The sequence below is a fragment of the Bacteroidota bacterium genome (genome assembly GCA_016722565.1).
Classification (GTDB): domain Bacteria; phylum Bacteroidota; class Bacteroidia; order 2-12-FULL-35-15; family 2-12-FULL-35-15; genus 2-12-FULL-35-15.
In genome coordinates this window covers 582,155-606,883 of sequence record JADKIU010000007.1, presented here as the reverse complement: position 1 = coordinate 606,883, position 24,729 = coordinate 582,155, and the positions used below count along the sequence as shown (strand labels likewise).

Genomic DNA, 24,729 nt, shown 5'->3' with positions numbered 1-24,729 from the left:
CGAATCTGTTCTTTAAAAAAGCTCACATGAAACCAATTCTGTTCTTTATAACACTGTGCTTTCTGAGTTCGTGCGCAACTTATGATAGTCTTCTGGATTTGAATAAAGAGCTGATCGGAGATCATTTTAAATATCTCGCTAAGAACAACCCAAAGTATTCTTATGAAACAAAGGATTCAGCAGGTGTGCTTAAAATAGCAGTCTCCGGATATGAAAAAATTGATTGTGAATTTCAATTTGATTCTTTGGGGACATGTATCATCTCTCAGTATGTATATTGCTGTGATTCATGTGCAGAGAAACATATTCAGGAATTTGTTAATGAACGTTATTATGGTTGGGTAAAAGATGGCCCATCCATCTATTATTCAAAAAGAAAACGCAAAACTCAAATGGAAGTTTTTAATTCCAATCCATTCGCAACTGTGATCATTTTTACAAAAACAAACTGGACGAAAGAGGAATACAAAGCATTAATTAAAAAATAATGAAGAAGATTTATTACCTAAGCACTTGCTCAACTTGTTCTCGAATCATTACGGAGCTCGGTCTGCACAATAAAAAATTCAAATTTCAAGATATTAAAACGGAGAAAATCACTGCAGCTCAATTGACAGAAATGAAAAAGATGGCAGGGAGTTACGAAGCCTTGTTCAGCAGAGTAGCATTAAAATATCGTGCCTTGGGATTGGATAAAAAGAAACTTACAGAAGATGATTACAAAAAATACATTCTGGAAGAATACACGTTTTTAAAACGCCCCGTAATTATTATAAAAGACAAAATATTTGTCGGGAATTCAAAAAATAACGTTGCTGCAGCAAAAGCTGAATTATAGTGCCTGATGAAAAACAACAGACATATTTTTAGCGCAATCAACTCCCCTCTCCTATTGCAAGGAGAGGGGCAGGGGGAGAGGTTATGAGTAAGATCCTTCAAGCACACCTCGCATTAATTACTGTAAATTTAATTTACGGAGCCAATTATTCCATTGCTAAAGAAGTAATGCCAGTGCATGTTCAGCCATTCGCCTTTGTATTAATGCGAGTGGGTGGAGCATTGATTTTATTTTGGCTGGTAAGTGCATTATTTATCAAAGAAAAAATTGATAAAAAAGATCTTCCTCGCTTCGCACTGTTAGCGGTTTTTGGTGTTGCCTGTAATCAACTTTTGTTTTTGAAAGGTTTGAGTATCACCACGCCAATCAATGCATCCATTATCATGATTTCAAATCCAATTGTGGTTTTGTTAATTGCAGCAGCTGTTTTAAAAGAACGAGTTTCAGTCAATAAGTTATTCGGAATCGGTTTGGGTATTGCAGGGGCTTTGCTGCTGTTGTTATTCAACAAAGCATTTTCCTTCGGTTCAGAAACCATTTCAGGGGATTTAATGATACTTGTTAATTCTATTTCTTGGGCCTTGTATTTGGTTTTAGTAAAACCATTAATGAGCAAGTATAATACCTTTACAATTGTAAAGTGGGTGTTTTTGTTTGGTTTTTTATACGTACTTCCTTTTGGATTTAAAGAATTTACAGCAGTGAAATGGGAGTCATTACCTCCTGTAATTTGGTACGACATTCTATTTGTTGTGCTGGCTACCACGTTTTTTGCATACGTATTAAATACCTATGCACTAAGAGCATTGAGTCCTTCTATTGTTAGTATTTACATTTATCTCCAACCTTTCCTTGCAACGTTGTTCGCTATTTTTATCTATCGAAATGACACGCTTGATTTAAGAAAAATTACTGCAGCCGTGTTGATTGTCTTTGGTGTTTACCTTGTTAGCATGCCGTTTAAAAAATCCAATTAGCATCCTCAAAATATAACCACATAGAAACATAGCTTTTTGTTATTCCCGTTCTCTGTTATTTTCATAGAAAAATAAATTTTTAACATAGAGGATCTCTATTGTGAATGAAGCTTGCTTCATCTATGAATAGCAAACAAAACGTTGATATTTATTAATAATTGAGCAATCATTATTTAGTATCGTTGGTTGATGTTTTGAGCAACATATAAAACTATGTGCCTATGTGTTTAAAAAACGCGAATCACCATAGTAAAAACTCAAAAAAACACTACATTTGTTATTCATATAATACAATGCTATGCAAATGAAATCAATGACCGGATTCGGGAAAGCAACTGCCGAAATACCGGGTAAAAAAGTAACAGTTGAAGTGCGCTCTCTGAATAGCAAACAACTGGACTTAAATTTACGTCTCCCTTATTTGTATAAAGAAAAGGAGTTGGAGCTTCGTGCGGAGATTTCCAAGCAAATTGAGCGCGGAAAAGTAGACATTACCATTTTTACCGAAGCCACTCAAGATTCATTACCTGTAGCGATTAATAAAACATTAGCAAAAACGTATTACAAAGAATTAAAAGCTTTATCCGATGAATTGGATGAAGTAACACCGAATTTGTTGGCACTGGTTGTGAAAATGCCGGATGTGATGAAAGCAGAACGTGAAGTGGTGGAATTGGATGAAGCAGAATGGAAACAGATAAAAGCAACGGTTGATAAAGCAATAGATGCATTCCAAAAATTCAGAGGTGATGAAGGAAAAACATTGGCAAATGAATTTAACACACGCATCGGATTAATTGACACCTTGTTGGCGGAAGTTGTAAAGATGGATGCTTTCCGTGTAGAGAATATTCGAACACGAATTAAAAACAGCCTTTCCGAAGTCATTGAAAAAGAAAAAATTGATCAAAATCGTTTTGAACAGGAATTGGTTTATTACATTGAAAAGTTAGACATTACTGAAGAAAAATTGCGTTTAAAAACCCATATCGATTATTTTTTAAATACGATGAAAGAACCTGGCAGTGGCAGAAAGCTTGGATTTATCTCTCAAGAAATCGGAAGAGAAATCAATACCATTGGTTCAAAAGCAAACGATGCTTCGGTGCAGAAGCTAGTAGTACAGATGAAAGATGAATTGGAAAAAATAAAAGAACAACTTTTAAATGTTTTATAGTTTGAATGAAAGGTAAACTCATCATATTTTCAGCCCCTTCCGGAGCAGGCAAAACAACCATTGTACAACACTTGCTCAAGAAAATTCCCAAGTTGGAGTTTTCGGTTTCGGCATGCAGCCGACCAATGCGAAAAGATGAGACACATGGAGTGGATTATTATTTTATTTCGGTTGATGAGTTTAAAAAGAAAATAGAGAATGAAGAGTTTGTAGAATGGGAAGAAGTATACAAAGATAATTTCTACGGGACATTAAACGCAGAGATTGAACGCATCTGGAACAAAGGGCATCACATTATTTTTGATATGGATGTGGTGGGTGGACTGAATCTTAAAAAACAATTTGGTGATCAAGCGCTCGCTATTTTTGTGATGCCACCAAGTATTCAGCATCTGGAAACACGCTTGAAAATGCGTGAAACAGAAACTCCCGAAAGTATTGCCAGAAGAATTGGTAAAGCAGAAGTGGAATTACAAACAGCCAATCAATTTGATAAAATAATTTTAAACGATACGTTGGAACACGCATTTGAGGAAGCAGAAAAAGTAGTTGCAACGTTTTTAGGAAAAGAATAAAAAAGATCTCCGCGATCTCAGCGTCTGCTTAGCGCCCTCTGCGGTTAAACATATGGCAAAAATCCTTACAATAGATATTCACACACACATCCTTCCGGAAAACATTCCAAACTGGAAAGAAAAATTCGGTTACGGAGGATTTGTTCAATTGCAACACCACAAACCTTGTTGCGCAAATATGATTTTGGATGATGGGAAATTTTTCAGGGAGATAGAAGATAATTGCTGGAGCGCTGAAAAACGCATGACCGAGTGCGATCATCATCATGTGGATGTACAGGTGCTTTCTACCGTTCCTGTGATGTTTAGCTATTGGGCCAAACCACAAGATTGCTTAGAGCTTTCTGTATTTCTTAACGACCATATTGCAGATATTGTCAAACGTTTCCCAAAACGCTTTGTAGGATTAGGCACCATTCCATTACAATCACCTGAGCTAGCGATACAAGAATTAAAGCGTTGTAAAGAAATTGGATTAGCAGGAGTTCAAATTGGTTCACATGTGAACGATTGGAATTTGAATGATGCCAATTTGTTTCCTGTTTTTGAAGCCTGTGAAAAATTGGATATGGCGTTGTTTGTGCATCCTTGGGACATGATGGGACAAGACAAGATGCAAAAGTATTGGCTACCTTGGTTGGTTGGAATGCCCGCAGAAACATCGTTAGCAATATGTTCCATGATCTTTGGAGGAATTTTCGAGCGCCTACCAAACTTAAGAGTAGCCTTTGCTCACGGTGGCGGTTCATTCCCTGCCACCATCGGAAGAATCGAACATGGTTTTAATTGTCGCCCCGATTTAGTGGCAGTCGACAACAATGTGAATCCGCGTGAATATTTAGGAAAATTTTGGATAGATAGTTTGGTGCACGATGATCAAATGTTGGATTATGTGGTTGGGATGTTTGGTGCGGATAAAGTAGCACTAGGAACCGATTACCCTTTTCCTCTAGGAGAATTAGAACCAGGGAAACTCATCAAAGAAATGCCTTACGAACGCGATGTAAAAGAATTACTTCTAAACGGAGCAGCTTTGCAATGGCTAAATTTGAAGAAGGAGAAGTTTCTTTAGGTAGTTCAATCGTCACATCAAAAAATCAGTAATCAACACATCAATCAATGCATATGCGCACTGCTCGCTTCATTTGACATTAACTGATCGAACTTTTTCTGTTTTATTTCCATAAAACTTTTCTTTTCAATTTTGCTCTCCAACCAGGAAATCAAATCAAACAAGTTTAAGGCATTTTTTTCTACTTTGTTTGTGGTTAATGTTTCAATATTGTTTTTTAAATCAACAAAATCAGCGGTTAGTTCTACCGAATTGCGCACTTTGTTTTGCGAATTTTTAAAGAATGCAATGATTTGTTTTTCGAAATTGTACAATTTATTTCGTTTCATCAACAAACGATACGTTGCACGAATTCGTTTTTCCATCATTTCTGCATCATCCATTTCAAAGTAGATAATCAAACTTAAAATGTGAGCGAAGCAAAACAAATCACTTCTGAAATCTAAATCTGTATTGTGTAATAACAAGTTGATGTTTTGGTTAGCAAGTTTGTATTCACCTAAACCAATATAGATATAAGCCAATGCATAATGATGCAGTTGCTTTTCTTTTTGCAATGTTTTTGTTTGAGGGAGTTGTGTATATATTATTTCTACCTTTTTCGCAATTTCTAATGCTTTGTCGAATTGACCGGTTGGAATATATACAAACAGTTTTAAGTTCTCTGTTAACAGTTCATAATTTCTGTTGAGCTGACCATATTGTTCTACAAAACGATCCATGCGCTCTAAGGTGTTGAATAAATCGGAGTAGAGCATTAACGAAAGTTCATTAACAGCCTTGTTTCTTAATAAACCGATATAGGTAAATGGTTTGAGATCAACCATGTGTTTGTTCTTGTCGAGCAAGTCCACGGTTTTTCTTAAAATTTCATTTGCTTTTTCTTGCTCATTGATGGTAAATAAAAAATTCGCTTGCATTAAATTTCGGAAATACTGAGCATTGAATGTGTTAAGCAAATGATTGCCATTGGTGCTGTCTTCGCTAGCAATTTTCTGAAATTCTAATACATCTTCATCGTTTCTGGCAAGGCCGGTATACAAAGCTTTTGCGCGCAATTTCTGGTACAGATGTTTGTAGCCGATAATGATTTTCTTTTTTTCGATGGACTCGTATAATTCGTCAAAATATTTATTAACCAGCTCCAAATAATTTTCAGGAGTGGCTTCTTCCACCAACAAAATAATTTCCCAATCAATCAACGATTCCATAAACTCATAAAGCTCATGTTCAAGCGCTGTTGCTTTTGCTTTTAGAATTATTTTTTTAGCAACAGCAGGAAGATTTTTATTGTATAAAATTTCAATTTGATTTAAGGAGCTACGCAATTCACTTTTTACATTGTTGTTGTATGATTCCAGTGATTTTAAAATGAATTTAAACAGGTAGTTTTTTGCAACAGCAAAATTGTTGAGTGTCGGTTCGCCTTTAAATTTGCGGATAATCTCCTTTTCATCGTATACCTTCTGCTTGTCAATCGCATCAAAAATTTTGATGTATTTGTTTTGTCCCCCGATTACGTGCAACATCGCATGTTTCTTTATGTAGCCTTTTTCAGGGGCTGATAAAGATTTGATGAGTTGATGCAAATGGTTTGCTGATGACATACTTATTCTAACATTAATTGAATGGGGATATACAAATATATCATTTGAAAGGAGAAAATCTAAATTTTTTTCATTTTCCACTCAAATTCAACCCCTTTTAAAACAATCAATTTCGCCTCCCAAAATAGCCTTCGAAAACTTAATGATATGTATGCATAATACTTTTACTCGATTTGTCGTAAAGCCCAATAAAAACAGATGTTTGAAAAAAATTAAGTACTTATTTGTGGCATGAAAATGTGTTAAAATATCGCTTCGAAATCTTATTTTGCCGGACTTTTTGTTTGCTTTAGGACTGAAACCAATCTATATTTGCTTTGTAATATTAATTGATAGTCTCCCGACTACATTATATTACAAAAAGCTTGTCGTTGTGAAGGAGTAGCACAACAGTGTTTCATGTTTAGTTTTATCCAAATCCCGAAGTTCAGACAAGCTCTTCGGGATTTATTTTTTTTGTCTTTTGTCTGGGACATGAGAGGTTTTAGCCACAGATTCACAGATTATTTGTTGTGTATTAATTTTGGCAGATTAAAAAGGCTAGAATCTGAATTGCCTTGGCAATAATCAGCTTAAATTTTCTTTTTTTTAATCAATAAATCTGTGACAACCCTTTTGCGTTACCATTGTGGGCTTAATTTTTCTATTAGTCCATTAAAATGCCTTTTCCGTCTAATCTCAGAAAACCAATGAAATAAAATCGTAAATTTGTAGGACATCTTTTTAAAACCCCAAATTTATGAGTGATGCAATAAAACATGAATGTGGAATAGCAATGATTCGATTGCTCAAACCACTGGATTATTACATCAAAAAGTATGGTACACCATTATACGGTGTGAATAAACTATACTTACTAATGGAAAAGCAACACAATCGCGGGCAAGACGGAGCTGGAGTTGCAAACATAAAATTTGATGTCGTTCCCGGTACAAAGTACATTAGCAGAACCCGTGCAGTTGGCAGCGGAGCCATAAAAGAAATTTTTGGAAAAATCAATTCCCGCTTCGAAGACATTAACAAAAAAAATCCAGATAAATTATTAGATGCAAAATGGCTGAAGAAAAATTTGCCGTATACCGGTGAATTGTTTTTAGGACATCTCCGCTACGGAACATTCGGTGGAAACAGCATCGAAAATTGTCACCCTTTTTTACGTCAGAATAATTGGATGACCCGAAATTTAGTTGTTGCAGGGAATTTTAATTTAACCAATGTGGATGAATTGTTTGATCAATTGGTAGAATTAGGGCAACACCCAAAAGAAAAGGCCGACACCGTTACTGTGATGGAGAAAATTGGACACTTTTTGGATGAAGAAAATGAACGATTGTTTCAAAAATATAAAAAGGAAGGACATTCAAATGCTGAAATTTCTGCCTTGATTGCAGAAAATTTAGATGTGCAAACCATCTTAAAAGATGCAAGTAAAAAGTGGGATGGCGGTTATGCAATGGCCGGTTTATTCGGACATGGAGATGCATTTGTGTTGCGTGACCCAAGTGGAATTCGTCCGGTATTTTATTATTCTGATGATGAAATTGTGGTGGTTACCTCCGAACGTCCGGTGATTCAAACAGCCTTTAATGTTCCGATTGAACAAGTAAAAGAATTGGCTCCCGGAAATGCGTTGATCATCAAAAAAGATGGGACATTCAAATCAAAAGAAATTATTGAGCCATTAGAAAAAACATCGTGTTCGTTCGAACGCATTTATTTTTCTCGTGGAAGTGATGCCGATATTTATCAAGAAAGACAAAAATTAGGAAGCCAATTAACACCTTCTGTTTTAAAGTCCGTTGATTATGATTTAAAAAATACGGTATTCTCTTACATTCCAAACACCGCAGAAGTTGCTTTTGGTGGATTAATCGAAGGATTACATCATTATGCAAATACGATTAAACGCCATAAAATTTTACAAATGGGAAGCGCTGTGCGTGATCCCGAATTGAGTGAAATACTTTCGATTCGCCCGCGCGTGCATAAAATCGCCATTAAAGACGCGAAGTTACGTACCTTCATTACCAACGATTCACAGCGTGACGACATGGTTGCGCATGTTTACGATACAACCTACGGTGTAATTAAAGAAGGAGTGGATAACTTGGTAATTGTGGACGATTCCATTGTCCGTGGTACAACCTTAAAACAAAGCATTTTAAAGATATTAGATCGCTTAGGACCAAAAAAAATTGTGGTTGTTTCTTCTGCACCTCAAATTCGTTATCCAGATTGTTACGGGATTGATATGGCGAAGCTAGGCGATTTTATTGCGTTTCAAGCTGCTGTGCAATTATTGAAAGACAATTTCAAGGACAATTTGTTGGATGAATTGTATGAAAAGGCAAAAGCACAAGAAGACCTTCCCAAAGAACAAATTGTGAATGTGGTGAAAGAAATTTATGCCCCGTTTACTGCAGAACAAATCTCTACGAAAATTGCTCAGTTACTGCGCCCGGATACGATCAATGCCGAAGTGGACATCATTTATCAATCCATAGAAGGGTTGCACAATGCTATTCCCGATCATACAGGTGATTGGTATTTTACAGGAAATTATCCTACGGCCGGAGGTAACAAAGTGGTGAACAAATCATTTATTAATTATATGGAAGGCAAAAATGTGAGAGCCTATTAAAAGCTGTACTTTTTTATAATGCCACTTGTTTTTATTCCACTATTTCCACACATCTATTATCTTTTCAATTCAACCATTCTATTCATTTTAGAAGGGTATCTCAGAGGTTGTCCACAATAACCGAACAAATTAACCGATTAAGGCCCAATCTTTTTTGATGAGATGGTCTATTTTGACCATCTAAATTGTTGATTATCATTTAATTGCGACTATTTGGTGGTGCTTACCTATAAATTACTCCTTTTCATCGATATGTTAATTAATTGGTCGTTAAATAGCGTCTTTCTTGGTTCAAAAAGCACTATTTTTGCAATCTGATTTTCGAGTATTTATAAGTATAAAACGAAAAAAAACAAAGATGAAAAAAACCTTTACTCTAATTTTATCACTTTCTTTAATGATGACGCTGAACGCACAAGTGAAAACAGCGAATAATTCTAGAAAAGTGTTGTTGGCTGACAAAGAAGTTCAGCAAAAAATTGCGGCAAACAAGAACAACCCCAATTTTAATTTGGATGCTTTTTTAGAGGAGATGAGTCAGTCGAAAACTGACAATTCAACACCTCTTAGAGCTGCTGGCGCAAGCACGGTTTCTTCTGCACCATCCGCTCCGGTTGGTTGTACAGGAACCTCAACTGTGTTTACACAATCTACACCAACAAGTATTGCTGACGTTGCTGTGGTTACCACCACGTTAAATGTTACTGGTCTTGGTTCCTATTTGTTTGATTTGGATCTTACTACTTTTATTACGCACTCCTTTGGTGCAGATATGGATATTACCCTTACTTCACCAGCAGGAACAGTTGTAACAATTTCAACGGATAATGCCGCTGGAAACGACAACATTTTTAATGGAACTGTTTGGGATGATGATGCCAATCCTTTAGGTGCTGTTCCATACACGACTAACAATGGTTTGGTTACAGATCATGCCTACACCAACCTTGTTGTAGCAACTCCTTTAGTGCCAGAAGAACATTTTGGTGCATTCATTGGTGAAAATCCAAATGGAATTTGGACGTTAACGATTAGTGATGATTTATCAGGTGATGCTGGTACTTGTAATTCATGGTCATTGAACTTGACAACCTTATCCAATACACCAACCATTACTGCACCTGTTGTTTTTACAAATACAACTCCAACGGTTTTAGCAGACAATGCTGTTACTACCTCAACCATTTCAGTATCTGGGCTTCCAACGTACTTAATGGATCTTGATTTAGGGACATTTATTACGCATACGTTTAGTTCAGATTTAGATATCACGATTACTTCCCCTTCAGGAACTGTTGTTACAATTACTACAGACAATGCTGCAGGAAACGACAATGTTTTTAATGGAACAAATTGGGATGATGATGCCAACCCGCTTGGTGTTTTGGCATATACCACAAATAACGGCTTGGTTACTGATCAAGCGTATGTAAACTTAACAACAGCGAATCCTTTAGTTCCTGAAGAAGCATTGGCCGCTTTTATTGGCGAAAATCCAAATGGAACATGGACGCTTACTGTTTCTGATGATATTGGAGGAGATTCAGGAACTTTGGTTTCATGGGCCCTAGCGATTAAAACAGCTATTTGTTGTTCTAACACAACAAGCTCTTTTTCTGTAGCTTCTTGTGCTACTTATACTGTTCCCAGTGGCGATGAAACCTATACAACTAGCGGAACTCGTATGGATACAATTCCAAATTTTTCAGGTTGCGATAGTATCATGACAATTGCAATTACAATTAATCCTTTGCCTGTTGTTGCTATTTCTGGTCCTACTTCAGTTTGTTCAGGGTCTTCTGTTACATTAACAGGTACTTCCGGTGGTACAAGTCAATGGTATTATAATGGTGCAATTATTCCAAGTGCAACTACAAATACCTATGTAGCAACCATAGCAGGAGTTTACAATATGACGAAAACAAATTTAAGCGGCTGTGTTGACTCTGCTGCGGTAGGAAGAACACTAATCGTGAATGCTTTACCAACAGTAACAGCTTCTGCTACAGCATCTACACTTTGTGCTGGTGATATGGTTACATTAACTGGTGGTGGCGCTGCTTCATACGCTTGGGACAACGGTGTTGTTGATGGAGTAGCATTCGCTTCTTCTACTGCAACTACAATATATAGCGTTGTTGGTACCGACTTAAATGGTTGTACAAATGCAACTTCACTTATGTTAACAGTAAATGCTTTGCCAACTGTAACAGGTTCTGCTTCTGCATCTCCACTTTGTGATGGAGATATGGTAACTTTAACAGGAGGTGGTGCAACATCTTATGTTTGGGATAATTCAGTAGTAGATGGTGTCGCTTTTGCTTCTTCAACGTCAACTACTGCATACAACGTTGTTGGAACAGATGGTAACGGCTGTACAAACGTTGCTTCAGTTATCTTAACGGTTAATGCTTTACCAACTGTAACTGCTTCTTCAACTGCTGCTGCAGTTTGTGCTGGTGGCTCTGTAACTTTAACAGGTGGTGGTGCAACATCTTATGTTTGGGATAACTCAGTAGTAGATGGTGTGGCTTTTACTCCTGCTTCAACTTTAACGTATAACGTAACTGGAACTGATGCAAATGGTTGTGTGAACACAGCTTCAACTACAGTAACAGTAAATACTTTACCAACCGTAACAGGTGCTGCTTCTTCATCTACACTTTGTGCTGGTGATATGGTAACTTTAACAGGTGGTGGTGCAACATCTTATGCATGGGATAACTCAGCAGTAGATGGTGTAGCATTCGCTTCCACAACTGCAACTACAACTTATAACGTTGTTGGAACAGATGGTAACGGTTGTACAAATACTGCTTCTGTTACTTTAACAGTAAATGCTTTACCTACCGTTACAGCTACAGCTTCTGTTTCTTCAATTTGTATTGGTGATTCAGTGAACGTAACTGGTGGTGGTGCAGTTTCTTACGCTTGGGATAATTCAGTTGTTGATGGAGTAATGTTTGCTCCAACAGATACAACTACGTACACTGTAATTGGAACAGATGCAAATGGTTGTATGAACACAGCTTCTACAACAATTGTAGTTAATCCTTTACCTACTGTAACAGCTTCGGTTAATAACGATACCGTTTGTTCTGGTTCTATGATTACATTAACCGGTGGTGGTGCAACATCCTACACTTGGGATAACGGAGCTACAAATGCAGTTGCATTCGCAGCTACTGTATCAACTGGATACACAGTTATTGGAACAGATGTTAACGGATGTAAAAATTCTGATTCTGTTTATGTAATGGTAAATGCATTGCCTTCTGTATCGATGTCACCATTCACTGCTCCTGTTTGTTTACAACTTACTTCTGTAACATTAACCGGTGGTTCTCCTGCTGGTGGTGTTTATTCTGGTACTGCTGTAACTGGTACCACATTTAACCCGACTACTGCTGGTGTTGGTACATTCCCAATCACGTATACAGTAACAGATGCGAACGCTTGTTCAAATGCAGCATCTAACAGCATCACTGTTCAAGATTGTACAGGAATCGAAGAAAACTTATCTTCTTCTGAAGTAGCTGTTTATCCAAACCCTACAATAGGTTCATTTAACATCGCGATCAACAATGTAAACGTTGACGCCTTATTGATTACTATTTTTGATGTTCAGGGGAAAGAAGTATTTACTTCTGTAGATAAAAATGTAAATGGTACTTTCAATAAACAAATTAATTTAGACAAAGTAGCAAAAGGAGTTTACTTCATTCGATTAAGTACTGGTTCTGATGTGAAAGTTCAAAAATTGATTGTTCAATAAGTTGAAATAGAATAAATTTAAAAGCCTTGCACGAACGTGTAAGGCTTTTTTTTGTTCTGTTTTTTACAATCATCACTCACTTCCGAATGAAACTTTATAATTGTAATAAAAAACCCCCGAATAGTGGCAAATAGTCGACCAATAATGTCATTCTATCGAATTATTGTATTTATTTGCGATGGTTTGATTCTTTAGATTTACCTTTGTACTCGATTACTTCTTGGCTAAGTTATTACATTCATATCTACTCCCGGATGTGTTTACTTAATTTGCTGGTTTTCATTAGGCTATCATAAAATGAAAATGTAGTTTAAAACCCTGTGTTTTAAATCGAAGGGCTTGCCATGTTGTAAAAAAATATTACTTACTTAATCTCAACAAAATGAAAGAAAAGTACAAATTTAAAATGCGGACAGTTTTACTATTGTCATGTTTTATGCTTGTGAGCATATTTAAAGTATCTGCTCAAACAATTACACTTAATGCTGTTTTGTCAGGAACGACAACTGCAGCGGATGTCTCTACACCAGGAGATTTAACAAACATTTGTTCCTCTTGTGATAGAGGATATATCAAATTTGATTTAACATCTATTCCTGTTGGTGCAACTGTTACGGGGGCAACCATTAAATTCGTTGCGATTGCACCTTCTGCAAGCAGCGGAAGTACAGTCAACAAAATTACATCTACAACATTGGATGCAGCAACACCCGGTGCAGGCTTTTATACAGCACTTAATTCTTCTCCCGGTGCAGCAGGAGGAAGCTGGGCATTTTCTTCATTACCCAACACCTTTTTGATGCCACTTATTCCTGCCGGAATTACAAATTTAAATACGGCTCTTGGAACCGGACAAATTACCTATGGTGTTATCAGAGGAAGTACCAACGTTTATACATTTGCTGGGTATAATAATTCCATCACTGCAAACCAACCACAACTAATTGTTGATTATGCGTTGCCTTGCACAGGAACTCCTGTTGCAGGAACAGCTTCTGCTCCAACAACTGCATGTAGTGGTGCAAATTTTAATCTTGCATTAGCAGGTTATAGCATCGCTGGAGGTCTTACCTTTCAATGGCAATCATCACCAGATGGAATTGTTCCTTATGTAAACATTGCTGGTGCAACAACTGCAACTGCTTCTGTTTCACAAACTGCAGCTACTTTTTATCAATGTATTGTAACTTGTACTGCAAGTGGTTTGAGTGATACATCAAATGCTATTTCCGTAGCAATGAGTCCGTTCTTTTCTTGCTACTGTGCTTCTGGTGCAACGCAAACTGGCGATACTGAAGTTGGAAATGTAACAGTTGGTGCTTTAAATAACTCTTCTACGTGTTCTACTACTGGTGGTGCTGGTTCAGTTTTAAACTTGTATTCGAATTATACTGCACTTCCCCCAGTTAATTTCGCGCAATCAACGATTGTCCCATTTTCATTAGAAATGATTACTTGCGGTGGGCCTTATGATAATAGCTTTGGTATCTATATCGATTTTAATCAAAATGGTTCATTTGCAGATCCGGGTGAAGAAGTTTATGCCGCTGCAACGCTTACAAACGGACCACACATTGAAACAGGTACATTTACTGTTCCTTTAACAGCAACTTTAGGTGTTACAGGGATGAGAATTGTAGGTGTTGAAGGAAGTCCAACTCCTTGTGGAACTTATGGATACGGTGAAACAGAAGATTACAGCATTAACATTACACCTGCTCCTGCATGTATTCAACCGAATACATTAACCGCTTCCGGTTCTACAACCAATTCTGCTAATTTGGCTTGGACAGCTGGAGGAACGGAAACAAATTGGGATGTATATTATGGTTTAGCTCCATTAACTGCTCCTACGGGTTCAACAATTCCTTCGGATTCAACAGTTGTAAATTCATACAACGTTACAGGATTAACTTCCTTAACTGCCTACCAATATTATGTGCGTGCTGATTGCGGTGGAGGTGTGAATAGTGCATGGACCGGACCATACGATTTTAATACCATCTGTGGTGGCGCAACGTGTAATTATGTTTTTGTATTATCAGATTTATATGATAGTTGGAACGGAGCAAGTATTGACATCCGACAAAACGGAGTATTGGTTCAAAATGTAACTTTACCTGGTGGGCCATTAACAGATTCTATACTCGTTCCATTGTGTGATGGTGCAACCACAACTCTTTCTTGGAACAGAGGATCCTATCCGAGTGAATGTTCATTTGAATTGTTCAATCCATTTAATGTATCTGTCGCTCAATTTTCAGATGGATCGCTTCTTGCTGAAGATTCAGTATTTACAACCTTCGCAACAAATTGTACACCTCCTGCTTGTCCGCAACCATTTGGTGTAACCGTTACAAACGTTGGCCCTGATTCTGCAATCATTACATGGTCATGTCCAACTTGTACAGGTCCTTACATTATTGAATATGATACAACAGGATTTGCTGCCGGTACAGGAACAGCGGATACGGTTTTAACCTCTCCTTATCCAATCACAGGCTTAAATCAAGGAACAGTTTATGAAGTGTATGTATCGCAAGACTGTTCTGGAACAGGAGATGGCGAAAGTACATTGGCTGGTCCTTATAGTTTTACAACAACAGTTACCTATGATAATGTTTGTGGAGCACTTCCTTTAACTTTTGGAACAAATGGTCCTTTTCAAACATCAGTAGGAACAGTTGAAATTGGTGAGCCAGCTCCTCCTGCAATTGGTTGTCAAGAGCAAACAGGATGGTGTAATAGCAATATCACGAACACCTTGTGGTTTACATTTGTTGCTCCAGCATCTGGAAGAGTAAAAATTCAATCTCCGGGTTTTGATACGCAATTAGCAATATGGAGTGCACTTACATGCGACACCATTTTAAATGGCGGAGCAACACTTGTTGCAGCAAATGATGATGATGCGGATTATGCACTTCATGGTGGTGTTAACTATTCTTCTTTGATTGATCCGGTTAATTGTTTAACTCCGGGAGCAACCTATTATGTTCAATTGGATGCGTATTCGACTCCGGGTGGAAGCACAACCATTATCTTAACCGATCTTGGTGCTGCAAATGCTTCTTTTACAACATTAGCTCCTACATATTGTACTGTAGATTCAAGCATTACATTAGTCCCTGTTCAAGCAGGTGGCGTGTTTAGTGGTGCTGGTGTTACCGGTTCAACTTTCAGCCCATCTGCTGCAGGAGTTGGAACACATACAATTACATATATGCTAAGCGCATGTGATTCAACCGTTCAAACAATAGTAGTCGATAGCGTTCCAGTGGCATCGTATACCTATTTTAATGTTGCCAATGTGATTACGTTTACAAATACTACTTCTGGAACAACTACAAGTGTTTGGGATTTTGGTGATGGAAGTCCGACTTCCACAGTTGCAAATCCTATCCATACATACACTGCGAATGGAGCCTATCTCGTTCAATTGATTGTTTCAAATGCATGTGGAGTAGATACAGTTACAAATACGATTGTAATTACTGGTATTGGAATTGATGAAATTGCTGAAGGAAGTGTTTCTATCTATCCAAATCCAACGAATGGTGCATTTAATGTTACAATCAACAACGCTAATTTTTCTGAATTAAGAATTAGTATTGTCGATATTCAAGGAAAAGAAGTGTTTACTTCTTTTGATAGAAATGTGAATGCCGGATACAACAAACAAATTAATGTTGAAGGTTTATCAAAAGGCTTGTATTTCATCAAATTGAATACAGGATCCGATTCAAAAACTCAAAAATTGATTATCCAATAATTTAGGGTAATTTTAAAATCAAAGGAACCCTTCTCCCTTTCGGAGAAGGGTTTTTTATTTCTGCGAAAATGAAACGAGAAATTAAAAATAGGTATTCCAACACCATCAATTATAAAATTGATGCGAATGAATCCGATTACTTATACATTCAGGAGTCGCAAATAAAAAATGCCGGAAATGGCTTGTTTACTGCAATCCCAATTTTTAAAGATGAGGTGATCTCGTTGTTTAAGGGAGAAATACTTAGTGCATTTGAAGCGAAGGGCAGAGCAACCAGAGGGGAAGATGCTTATTTTATGAATATGTTGGATGGAAGCATCCTGGACGCCATGCATGTGAATTGTTTTGCAAAGTATGCCAACGATGCTACAGGATTTACAAAAACAAAGTTTAAAAAAAACGCAACCATTTCTTTGGATGAAAACGATGTTGTTTGTATCGTTTCAGATAGAGCCATTAAAATGGGGGAAGAAATATTTTGTAGCTATGGAAAATCGTATTGGAAAAACTTTAAAAATAAATTGAGCAAGTAAAAGTTTGAATTCTGAATTGAATACACTGTATAACCAGTGCATGAAATTCTTTTTTACTTTAAAAAAAGATGCAACTCTTTTTTGTTGTTCAAGCGAAGTAACAATTCAATCGAGTAGTTGCCGATTGCTTCCATGCCAAGGAAGTTGATGGTTTCTAAATCATCAGTAGGGCGATGATAAAAGCTTGTAATTCCTGTTGAAATCAAAATGGCAGGGATGTTTGCCTCTATAAACACACAGTGATCGGCACCGCCTTTGATACGAATTCGAGAGCGTTCGGCAATAAATTGACTGGTTGTATCATTTGGTAACAGCATGTTCCACGCTTCGGTCTCTAATGCCCCATCTACTTCAATCATTGGTCGGCTTTTGTCGAGGTGTCCAACCATATCATAATTGATATTGCAAATTATTTTTGAGGTATCAATTAAATTTTGCGATAGAAAATAACTGCCACCGAAGAGTCCATCCTCTTCACCACTAAAGGCAACAAATACAATATCGTAATTCAACTTTTTCTGATTTTCTTTACACCAACTTGCCAATCCAAGCATCATTGCAACACCACTCGCATTATCATCGGCACCATTATGAATTGCATTGTTTGAGAATGGAGCTAAGGAATGATGTTCTCCATGTCCAATATGGTCGTAGTGTGCAGAAATTACAATGCAGTATTCTGATTTGGTATCTATTTTAGCTACAATGTTTCCAACGGAGGCTACAACTGTCGAATCTTCATTTTTAAAAGTAAAAGGAAAAGTGCTTTGTTTTTTATGAATTGGTTTTACACCTGCTTTACAAAATTGTTGGTTGATAAATTCGGCAGATTTTTTTTCACCAACTGTTCCAGGCAAACGACCTTCCATGGAATCATGCGCCAAGGTTGCAATCACATATTGAAAATAGGATTGCGAGCAGGAGGGAGCAATCGCTTTGTTTTGTGCGAGAATAGAATTAGAAAGAAAAACAAAAAAGATGAAAACGATTCGCATGGGTTTATATAAAAAATCAGTCCTGTAAGGAAACCTTACAGGACTGATATAAATGTACTAAATTATTTATTAATTATCTGTTAGAAGTACCTAACAAAGCAGTTTTTTGTTCACGAGTCAAAGATGGAGGAGTTGAAAATTCCAAGTTTGAACCGTTCCACCACATTGCAGAACCAGATTGTTTTGTATTACCTTCATTAAACATCATTCCAGACATTTTTTCTGTGAATGTTGAAGTAGTAAGTACTGCAGGAACAGTTGATTCAGAAGCATCAACACGTTTTCCGATAGCAATGTAAGAGAACTCAACATTGCTTGTTCCGCTGTTCATTTCAGCAACAGTAAATCCTTTTTCGTCAATAGAAACGATATATAAACCGTTGCAATTTCCCATTGGAGAAACAGTAACAGTTGCTTTACCATTTACTAAAGCAGCAAACTCAGGTGTAAAGTTAACACGAGTTGTTCCGCTAGATAATGTTGCAGCTCCATCGTCATAAACTTTTACAGAAGTAGAAGTAACTGCGAAAGCAGGAGTTACAGAACCATTTGTTTTCACTAAATCAGCGTGGAAACCAGTTGTGTAAGTATTACCTACATTGTAAGAAGCAAATAATGAACCTTGAGAAGCAAAACCCATTACATCACCGCGAACCCAGCCGCCCATTAAATCACCATAGAAACCAGAACCGATTCCGGTTGCAGTTCCAGTTGCTAAACGACCAGCACCTGAAGCGTAAGCAGCAGATCCATAAACACCATAGTTTAATAAACCAGATGATCTATAACCCAAAGATCCCCAATATGCGCCATTTACATCCGCACCAAAACTACCTCCACAACGTGAATAGTCATTGTAGTTGTAAGATGCATCACCAAATGTATAAACATCACCCCAGAAATTATAACCAGAGCTTGCACGATTTGTTTGTATTTGTGAATAACCAGTACCATCATTTTGTGAGTCACGTGTACGGTAGCCGAACACTGTAGATTGTCCATCACCATTAATAGTTAATTGCTGACGATAAACATAATTTTGGTAAATAATTGAAGGAGTAGTTAACCCCATAGAAATAGAAGTCCCGTTATCTTGAATAGTTGAGTTACCGCCAGCAGTAGCACCAGTAAACTTAACAACATAATTTGTTGTTCCAGTTAAAGTACCAGGACCAGTAGCTCCAGTTAATCCAGTAGCTCCAGTTAATCCAGTAGCTCCAGTTAAACCTGTAGCACCAGTTAAACCTGTAGCTCCAGCAGCACCAGTTAATCCAGTAGCACCAGTAGCACCATTTGCTCCAGCAGCACCAGTTAATCCAGTAGCACCAGTAGCACCATTTGCACCAGCAGCTCCTGTTAATCCTGTAGCACCAGTTAATCCTGTAGGACCAACCGGGCCAGCAATTCCATCAGCACCAGTAGCACCAGCAGCTCCTGTAGGACCAACTGGACCAGCGATTCCATCAGCACCTGTAGGACCAACTAAACCATCAGCACCAGTAGCACCAACAGCTCCATCAGCACCTGTAGGACCAACCGGACCAGCAATACCATCAGCACCAGTAGCTCCTGTAGCACCTATTGGTCCCGGAGTTCCGTTTGCAGAAAATAATGCATAAGGTACACTTACTAATTCTGTAGTTCCAGAAATAGTGTAAGCAGTTCCACCTAATGGATCTGTTTCTGTTTTAATAAAGTAAGGACCAGCTGACCAGTCGATACCAGCCATAGTTCCTGTTACTGCAGTACCACCACCAATTTGTAAGCTAGCTAAACCGTTAGCATTAGTTGTTGGGGTATGTGTTTCTACAAACACAGCAGTTCCTGTAGCAGAACCTTGTAAAATACTAATTTGGATACCTACTGGAGCACTTGCCACTAAGGCATTGGAGGCATCTCTGATTACTGTTTGATAGCTCATCTTTTGAGGAGCTTGGGCAAACATTCCCACAGTTAACAGCATTGCAGCTGCTAGAGTAAAAATTCTTTTCATCGTTTAGTGTTTTTAGTTTTTAATAATTTTGAAAGACTTTAATTCAGCATTTTTATCGGTAACCTTCAAAAAATAATTACCTGTAGCATACTCCTCCATTAAAACAGAAGTAACTGCAGTCGTAATTTTTTGATTCACCAACAGCTTTCCTTGCACATCATACAATTGATATGAAAGATTGCTCAAATCCATGTTTTGAACACTCAAATTAATAAGTGTCACCGTTGGATTTGGATAAACCGACATCAATAAATCAATGTCAGGATTCGTGTTAATTCCGATCGCGGAAACCTTGTAAGGCTGCTGAACACCTTGGTTAACCGATCCAGAAGCAGTTTCAATACTGGTGTATGCAACCTGACCAACAGAGTAGGCGGCACTTCCGCCTGCACCACTGGCATCCCCCCCGGATGCAGTTGCAGCATCTTGAGCTTGTAAGCCCGAGATACCCATTCCAGCAAGAAACAATAACAATAGTTTTGTTTTTTTCTGATTCATTTGTTTATGTTTTAGTTATTTTACTTAACGAAAAGTAGTGATAAACTCAATTTCTTCGACAAATCAACCTGTAAAAAAATGAACATTTTACAGAAACTGAGGTAAATCATATAATTTATAAGGGGATTTAATTTTTATGGCTTAATTGACAGTGTTACAATCTTTTTTTCTCTGTTTTTGAGTTCTTTCCATAAAAAAAGGGAATCGTAATGATTCCCTTTTCTTTTGAGCTTATTTTATAGACCTTAGTTCGTTACAATCACACGTTTGTTAACAACAGAGTTGTTGTTAATGCCCGTAACGATGTAAACTCCGGGTGCTAAGTCATTAATATTCATTGAATAGTTGTTGTCTGAATTCAATACAACGGTTTTCAAAATTTGTCCTAATTCATTTACAATTGTATAAGTACCCTCAATGGAAGATTGAATGAAAAAGCTGCCATTATTTGGATTTGGGTATACTTGGATTGCATCAAACAGACTGTATTCATTTATTCCAATAGTTGTGATTGCAACGCAAGCGGAGGTGTCGGAACACGAGCCGGTAGTTACTACTACAGCATAACTACCGTTAGCAGTTGGTGTGAAACTTTGTGTAGTTATTCCGGTAGAAGTTCCGGAAGGGCAGTTAATCCACAAGTAAGATGAAGCTGTTGCATTCGCAGTAATTGTAACACCGGCAGTACTTGTCGTAATGTCAACGGTGTTAACGGTAACTGTTGCAGTAGAAGAATTTACACATCCATTTACATCTGTTCCAGTTACCGTATACGTTGAAGTAGTTGTTGGAGAAACGGTATACCCAACAGTAGCAGGCCCACCTGTCCATATGTATGTACTCGCACCATTCCCGGAAAGTGTGGTGCTGGTTCCAAGGCAGATGGATGTTGTACCCAAGATACTAACAGTAGGCAAAGGGTTTACAGTAACTAAAATAGAATCGGAGTTGATACAACCATTTACATCCGTTCCAACAACAGTATAAAAGGTAGAACTCGTTAAAGCAAAACTAACATTATCTAATGCTGAATTATTCCAAACATACGTTAATGCACCACCACCATTTAGTGTAATCGTATCTCCTGTACAGATCGTATCGGCTGTTACATTTGCAGTTACAACTGGATTTGTAAAGTTGATTAATGTTAATCCAACTGTTGCAGAATCGGCACAGCCAAAAGTATTTGTTTCAACAAGGTTATATACCCCGGCAATATTTGTTGTATAGGTGTTTGTGGTTTCTCCCGGCAATATTGCCCCATTCAGATACCATTGTAGTGTTCCTGTTCCTGAGGTAGTAAGCGTATTGGCAACTCCGGAACAAATAGAAGTTGTTCCAGACAATGTTACAACAGGACTAGGGTTTACTGTTATAGAATAAGATTTAATTGTATCACGAACAACTCCATTGTCTAATAAAATATTTAAGGTGTAAGTTCCTGCGGCATAATTATGTGAAGCACCATCTAATCCACTATTTGTAACACCAACTGCGTTGCTTGTTCCATCGCCCCAGTGATAAATTACGCTATCAAATAATTGTAAACTTCCAGCATCTGCATAAAATGTTGTGCCTTCGCAAAAAGTAGTAGTGGTAGTTGTAAATTGTGGAGGCATAATCGTTCCTCTTAAATCATCAGGCAATGAGGCAAATGTTCCACCATAAGTTCCTGTGGTGTTCACTCTATTAAAGCTGCTTGCGATAGTGGAGATGAGGAAATAATTTGGATTTAAATACATAGCACCAAAAGTTTCTCCTCCGGTAGTTCCTGTAACAGGAATGTTAATAGGAGTGTAAGCGACATCTGTTCTTGCCATTTTCTCCATTACCATTGTACTGTTTCCTGACCAGTGATAAATAAAATCATCAGCACGGTTATAACATAAAACCTCTCCATCAGCACCGTTACCCATGGCATACATCAGCGTTATCGTGCCTGTGGTTTTGTCAATTTTATAAAGTGTTTCGGGAACGGTTGCGCCATTACCTGTAGCACCATAAAGTTGACCAAACTTATCAAAGATGATGGAAGAAAAGTTATCTCCTAAATTTCCTACTTGTGTGCAAACACCCGTTGTTAGATCTATTTTTCCTAAAACACGTCCACTAACTCCAGAAACCTTCATGATGATGTAGGTTTCATAAGTCGTAGGGTCAAATGCCAAACCATTCATTCCAGTAATCGTAAATCCGGATAAGGATGGACCGTTTCTGAAAACCACATTCCAAAAAGTGGAATCAATTCCCCAAAGAGAATCCTGAAAAGGGCTTGAACCATAAATTAAACGAGGAGGTGTTGGCGCTTGCGCTTTTATGGAGTTGTTGCTTATTAATAAAACAACAACACATAAAAAAGACAGAGTAATTTTTTTCATGTTTAATGATTTTACAGATTAAATTTTTTGCGAAGGTAATACAAATATTGAAAAAACACTAAAAGTCCGGTTTAATGCTTTGATTTTTAGTGAAATACGTCCATCGTTTTTCCGTCAAAGCTACCGTAAACCATACTGGGATGTGAATCTAAGTGGTAGATCGTTCCTTTGTTGTCAATTGCAATCGCTCCGGCAAACCCATCGTATACTTTTAATTCAGCAAAGGTTTTTTCAAATGCTTTTTCAATTGTAAAGCCATCACTCACACGTGTAACAATTTTTGTTGCAACCGATGCACTTACAATATCTTCTCCAATTCCGGTGCAACTCACACCACAAAATTCATTTGCATAATTCCCTGCGGTGGTTGCTGAGTCCGAAATTCGTCCCGGAACTTCAAATCCTTTTCCTCCGGTAGAGGTTGCAGCTGCAATGTTTCCATTTGCATCTAATGCCACACAACCCACTGTTCCCATCGATTTAATTCCGGCTTTCGCTTCGTATTCTTTTCTGCGTTGTGGAATTTCAGGATTAAAAAAATCAAATTTATTGGAGCGGGCAAAATTTGTTGCGCCTTCTCCTCCTAAAACTCGATCAACGGTTCCGAATAATTTTTCAGCAACACGAATCGGGTTTTTTACATTTTCGATATTAATCACACCACTGAACTTTGCACTTTTTCCATCCATCATGGATGCACTCATGCGGATTTTTCCGTCACTCTGAATCTGTGAGCCAATGCCGGCATTGAACAATTCATCATCTTCTAATTGCTCTACTGCATAAACAATGGTTTCAAGAGCGGTATGTTTTTTTAAATAGTCATACGAATTCGTCAATACACGTTTCAGTGCATTTTGTTTCGCAGTTTTTGTTTCTAAACTTTGCGATGATTCACTAAAAAATCCTCCGTGTATAATTAATTTCATTGTTTTATCTTTTACAACTTTAAACGTTCAAACTTTAAACTTTGGACGTGCCTTAAGCGTGTTGCCCAATATGTATCGTCATTTCATGTTTTGCCAAATCGTAATGATCGTATTTACTCATTACATGTACCACCATATTCTTGATAGAAATTGGGGTTCCCATTTCTACTTGTGTCAGATTGGTATCTTTAATATGACGTCCATCTACCAGGATAATTAGTCCGGAGCCAATGGCTTCTAACGAATGTCCATTTGTAATTAATAGTCCGGTATCTTCACCTAATCCAATTCCCAAGGTACGTGGATTCCCAACTACAGCTTGAAACAAACGACCGATTCTGCCTCTATGTACAAAGTGTGTATCAATAATTACATGATCAATTAATCCCAATCCGCTTGTAATTTTTACTTCACCTTTTAACAATGCTTCACTGCTCGAGCCTTGATAAATCATGCTGTTTGAAGCGGCAGCAGCGCCAGCGGAGGTGCCTGCATAAATAAAATCTTCGTTAACATATTTATGTAAAATCAAATCATGAATGGGCGTTCCACCTAAAATAGACGTTAAGCGTAATTGATCACCACCGGTAAACAAAACAACATCTGCTTTTTCTATTCTACTCGCGTTCTCCTCTTTTAACGCTTCATCGCGGGTTTCAATGTGCAGCACATTTACATTTTTTGCACCTAAATATTCTAGTGCTTTTGCGTATTCCGGACCAACTTCTTTTGGAATTTTTGATGCCGTTGTAATGATCTCAATTTGAGAATTTTCTTTTAATCTGGATTCAACAAGCAAACGCTTTAAAATACCGGTTTCGAAAAAATTCAGATTTTTTTCAACTTGTTTGTCGAAATTCTTTTCTGTAAAACTTCCTTTGTCTACAGCCCCCCCAATTACGATTAGTTTGCCTTTAGGATTCATCGATCTGTTTTTAAATTACATGCTTATTTTATCAGTATAAAAAT

At 37.5% G+C, this 24,729-nt stretch carries 17 protein-coding genes; 10 read left to right on the top strand and 7 right to left on the bottom strand.

Going from position 1 to position 24,729, the window contains the following annotated elements; all coding sequences use genetic code 11:
* Positions 1-26 precede the first annotated feature (26 nt).
* From IPP64_17470 to IPP64_17445, 6 genes are all read left to right on the top strand, one after another.
* Positions 27-488 carry a hypothetical protein gene (locus tag IPP64_17470; protein ID MBL0331152.1) on the top strand — a complete coding sequence of 154 codons (462 nt, stop codon included), beginning with the start codon at positions 27-29 and terminating at the stop codon, positions 486-488.
* Positions 488-838 carry a hypothetical protein gene (locus tag IPP64_17465; GenBank protein MBL0331151.1) on the top strand — a complete coding sequence of 117 codons (351 nt, stop codon included), beginning with the start codon at positions 488-490 and terminating at the stop codon, positions 836-838. The genes IPP64_17470 and IPP64_17465 overlap by 1 nt, the downstream gene beginning before the upstream one ends.
* Before the next feature lie 83 nt (positions 839-921).
* Complete coding sequence (locus tag IPP64_17460; GenBank protein ID MBL0331150.1) at positions 922-1,815, top strand: EamA family transporter; 894 nt, start codon at positions 922-924, stop codon at positions 1,813-1,815.
* Between the two features lie 313 nt (positions 1,816-2,128).
* The gene (locus tag IPP64_17455) at positions 2,129-2,992 is read left to right on the top strand and encodes a YicC family protein (protein MBL0331149.1); all 864 of its coding nucleotides are present in this window, start codon (positions 2,129-2,131) and stop codon (positions 2,990-2,992) included.
* Positions 2,993-2,997: 5 nt separating this feature from the next.
* Complete coding sequence (gene gmk / locus IPP64_17450) at positions 2,998-3,567, top strand: guanylate kinase (GenBank protein MBL0331148.1); 570 nt, start codon at positions 2,998-3,000, stop codon at positions 3,565-3,567.
* A gap of 52 nt (positions 3,568-3,619) precedes the next feature.
* Positions 3,620-4,639: an amidohydrolase gene (locus IPP64_17445; protein MBL0331147.1), complete on the top strand. Its 1,020-nt coding sequence runs from the start codon at positions 3,620-3,622 to the stop codon at positions 4,637-4,639.
* A gap of 44 nt (positions 4,640-4,683) precedes the next feature.
* Here the strand turns inward: IPP64_17445 and IPP64_17440 are convergent, their stop codons facing one another.
* Entirely contained in the window at positions 4,684-6,246 is a 1,563-nt protein-coding gene (locus IPP64_17440; protein MBL0331146.1) for a hypothetical protein, read from the bottom strand.
* A 739-nt stretch (positions 6,247-6,985) separates the two neighbouring features.
* On the opposite strand from IPP64_17440, the gene IPP64_17435 reads away from it, so the two are divergent.
* The 4 genes from IPP64_17435 to IPP64_17420 all read left to right on the top strand — a co-directional run bounded on the left by IPP64_17435 (position 6,986) and on the right by IPP64_17420 (position 16,967).
* Positions 6,986-8,887, top strand: coding sequence for an amidophosphoribosyltransferase (locus IPP64_17435; protein MBL0331145.1), 1,902 nt, complete (start codon positions 6,986-6,988; stop codon positions 8,885-8,887).
* 358 nt (positions 8,888-9,245) lie between these two features.
* Entirely contained in the window at positions 9,246-12,662 is a 3,417-nt protein-coding gene (locus IPP64_17430; protein ID MBL0331144.1) for a proprotein convertase P-domain-containing protein, read from the top strand.
* Between the two features lie 436 nt (positions 12,663-13,098).
* On the top strand, positions 13,099-16,434 hold the full coding sequence (locus IPP64_17425; GenBank protein ID MBL0331143.1) for a T9SS type A sorting domain-containing protein: 3,336 nt from the start codon (positions 13,099-13,101) through the stop codon (positions 16,432-16,434).
* Between the two features lie 68 nt (positions 16,435-16,502).
* Complete coding sequence (locus IPP64_17420; GenBank protein MBL0331142.1) at positions 16,503-16,967, top strand: SET domain-containing protein; 465 nt, start codon at positions 16,503-16,505, stop codon at positions 16,965-16,967.
* A 53-nt stretch (positions 16,968-17,020) separates the two neighbouring features.
* Here the strand turns inward: IPP64_17420 and IPP64_17415 are convergent, their stop codons facing one another.
* From IPP64_17415 to IPP64_17390, 6 genes are all read right to left on the bottom strand, one after another.
* Positions 17,021-17,962 carry a M20/M25/M40 family metallo-hydrolase gene (locus IPP64_17415; GenBank protein ID MBL0331141.1) on the bottom strand — a complete coding sequence of 314 codons (942 nt, stop codon included), beginning with the start codon at positions 17,960-17,962 and terminating at the stop codon, positions 17,021-17,023.
* 73 nt (positions 17,963-18,035) lie between these two features.
* Positions 18,036-19,955 (bottom strand): collagen-like protein, encoded by a 1,920-nt coding sequence (locus tag IPP64_17410; GenBank protein MBL0331140.1) that lies wholly within the window; start codon positions 19,953-19,955, stop codon positions 18,036-18,038.
* Between the two features lie 12 nt (positions 19,956-19,967).
* Complete coding sequence (locus IPP64_17405; GenBank protein MBL0331139.1) at positions 19,968-20,453, bottom strand: T9SS type A sorting domain-containing protein; 486 nt, start codon at positions 20,451-20,453, stop codon at positions 19,968-19,970.
* Positions 20,454-20,698: 245 nt separating this feature from the next.
* Complete coding sequence (locus tag IPP64_17400) at positions 20,699-22,831, bottom strand: T9SS type A sorting domain-containing protein (protein ID MBL0331138.1); 2,133 nt, start codon at positions 22,829-22,831, stop codon at positions 20,699-20,701.
* Between the two features lie 86 nt (positions 22,832-22,917).
* Positions 22,918-23,760 carry an isoaspartyl peptidase/L-asparaginase gene (locus IPP64_17395; protein ID MBL0331137.1) on the bottom strand — a complete coding sequence of 281 codons (843 nt, stop codon included), beginning with the start codon at positions 23,758-23,760 and terminating at the stop codon, positions 22,918-22,920.
* Between the two features lie 52 nt (positions 23,761-23,812).
* Positions 23,813-24,685 (bottom strand): cyanophycinase, encoded by an 873-nt coding sequence (locus IPP64_17390; GenBank protein MBL0331136.1) that lies wholly within the window; start codon positions 24,683-24,685, stop codon positions 23,813-23,815.
* Between the last annotated feature and the right edge of the window lie 44 nt (positions 24,686-24,729).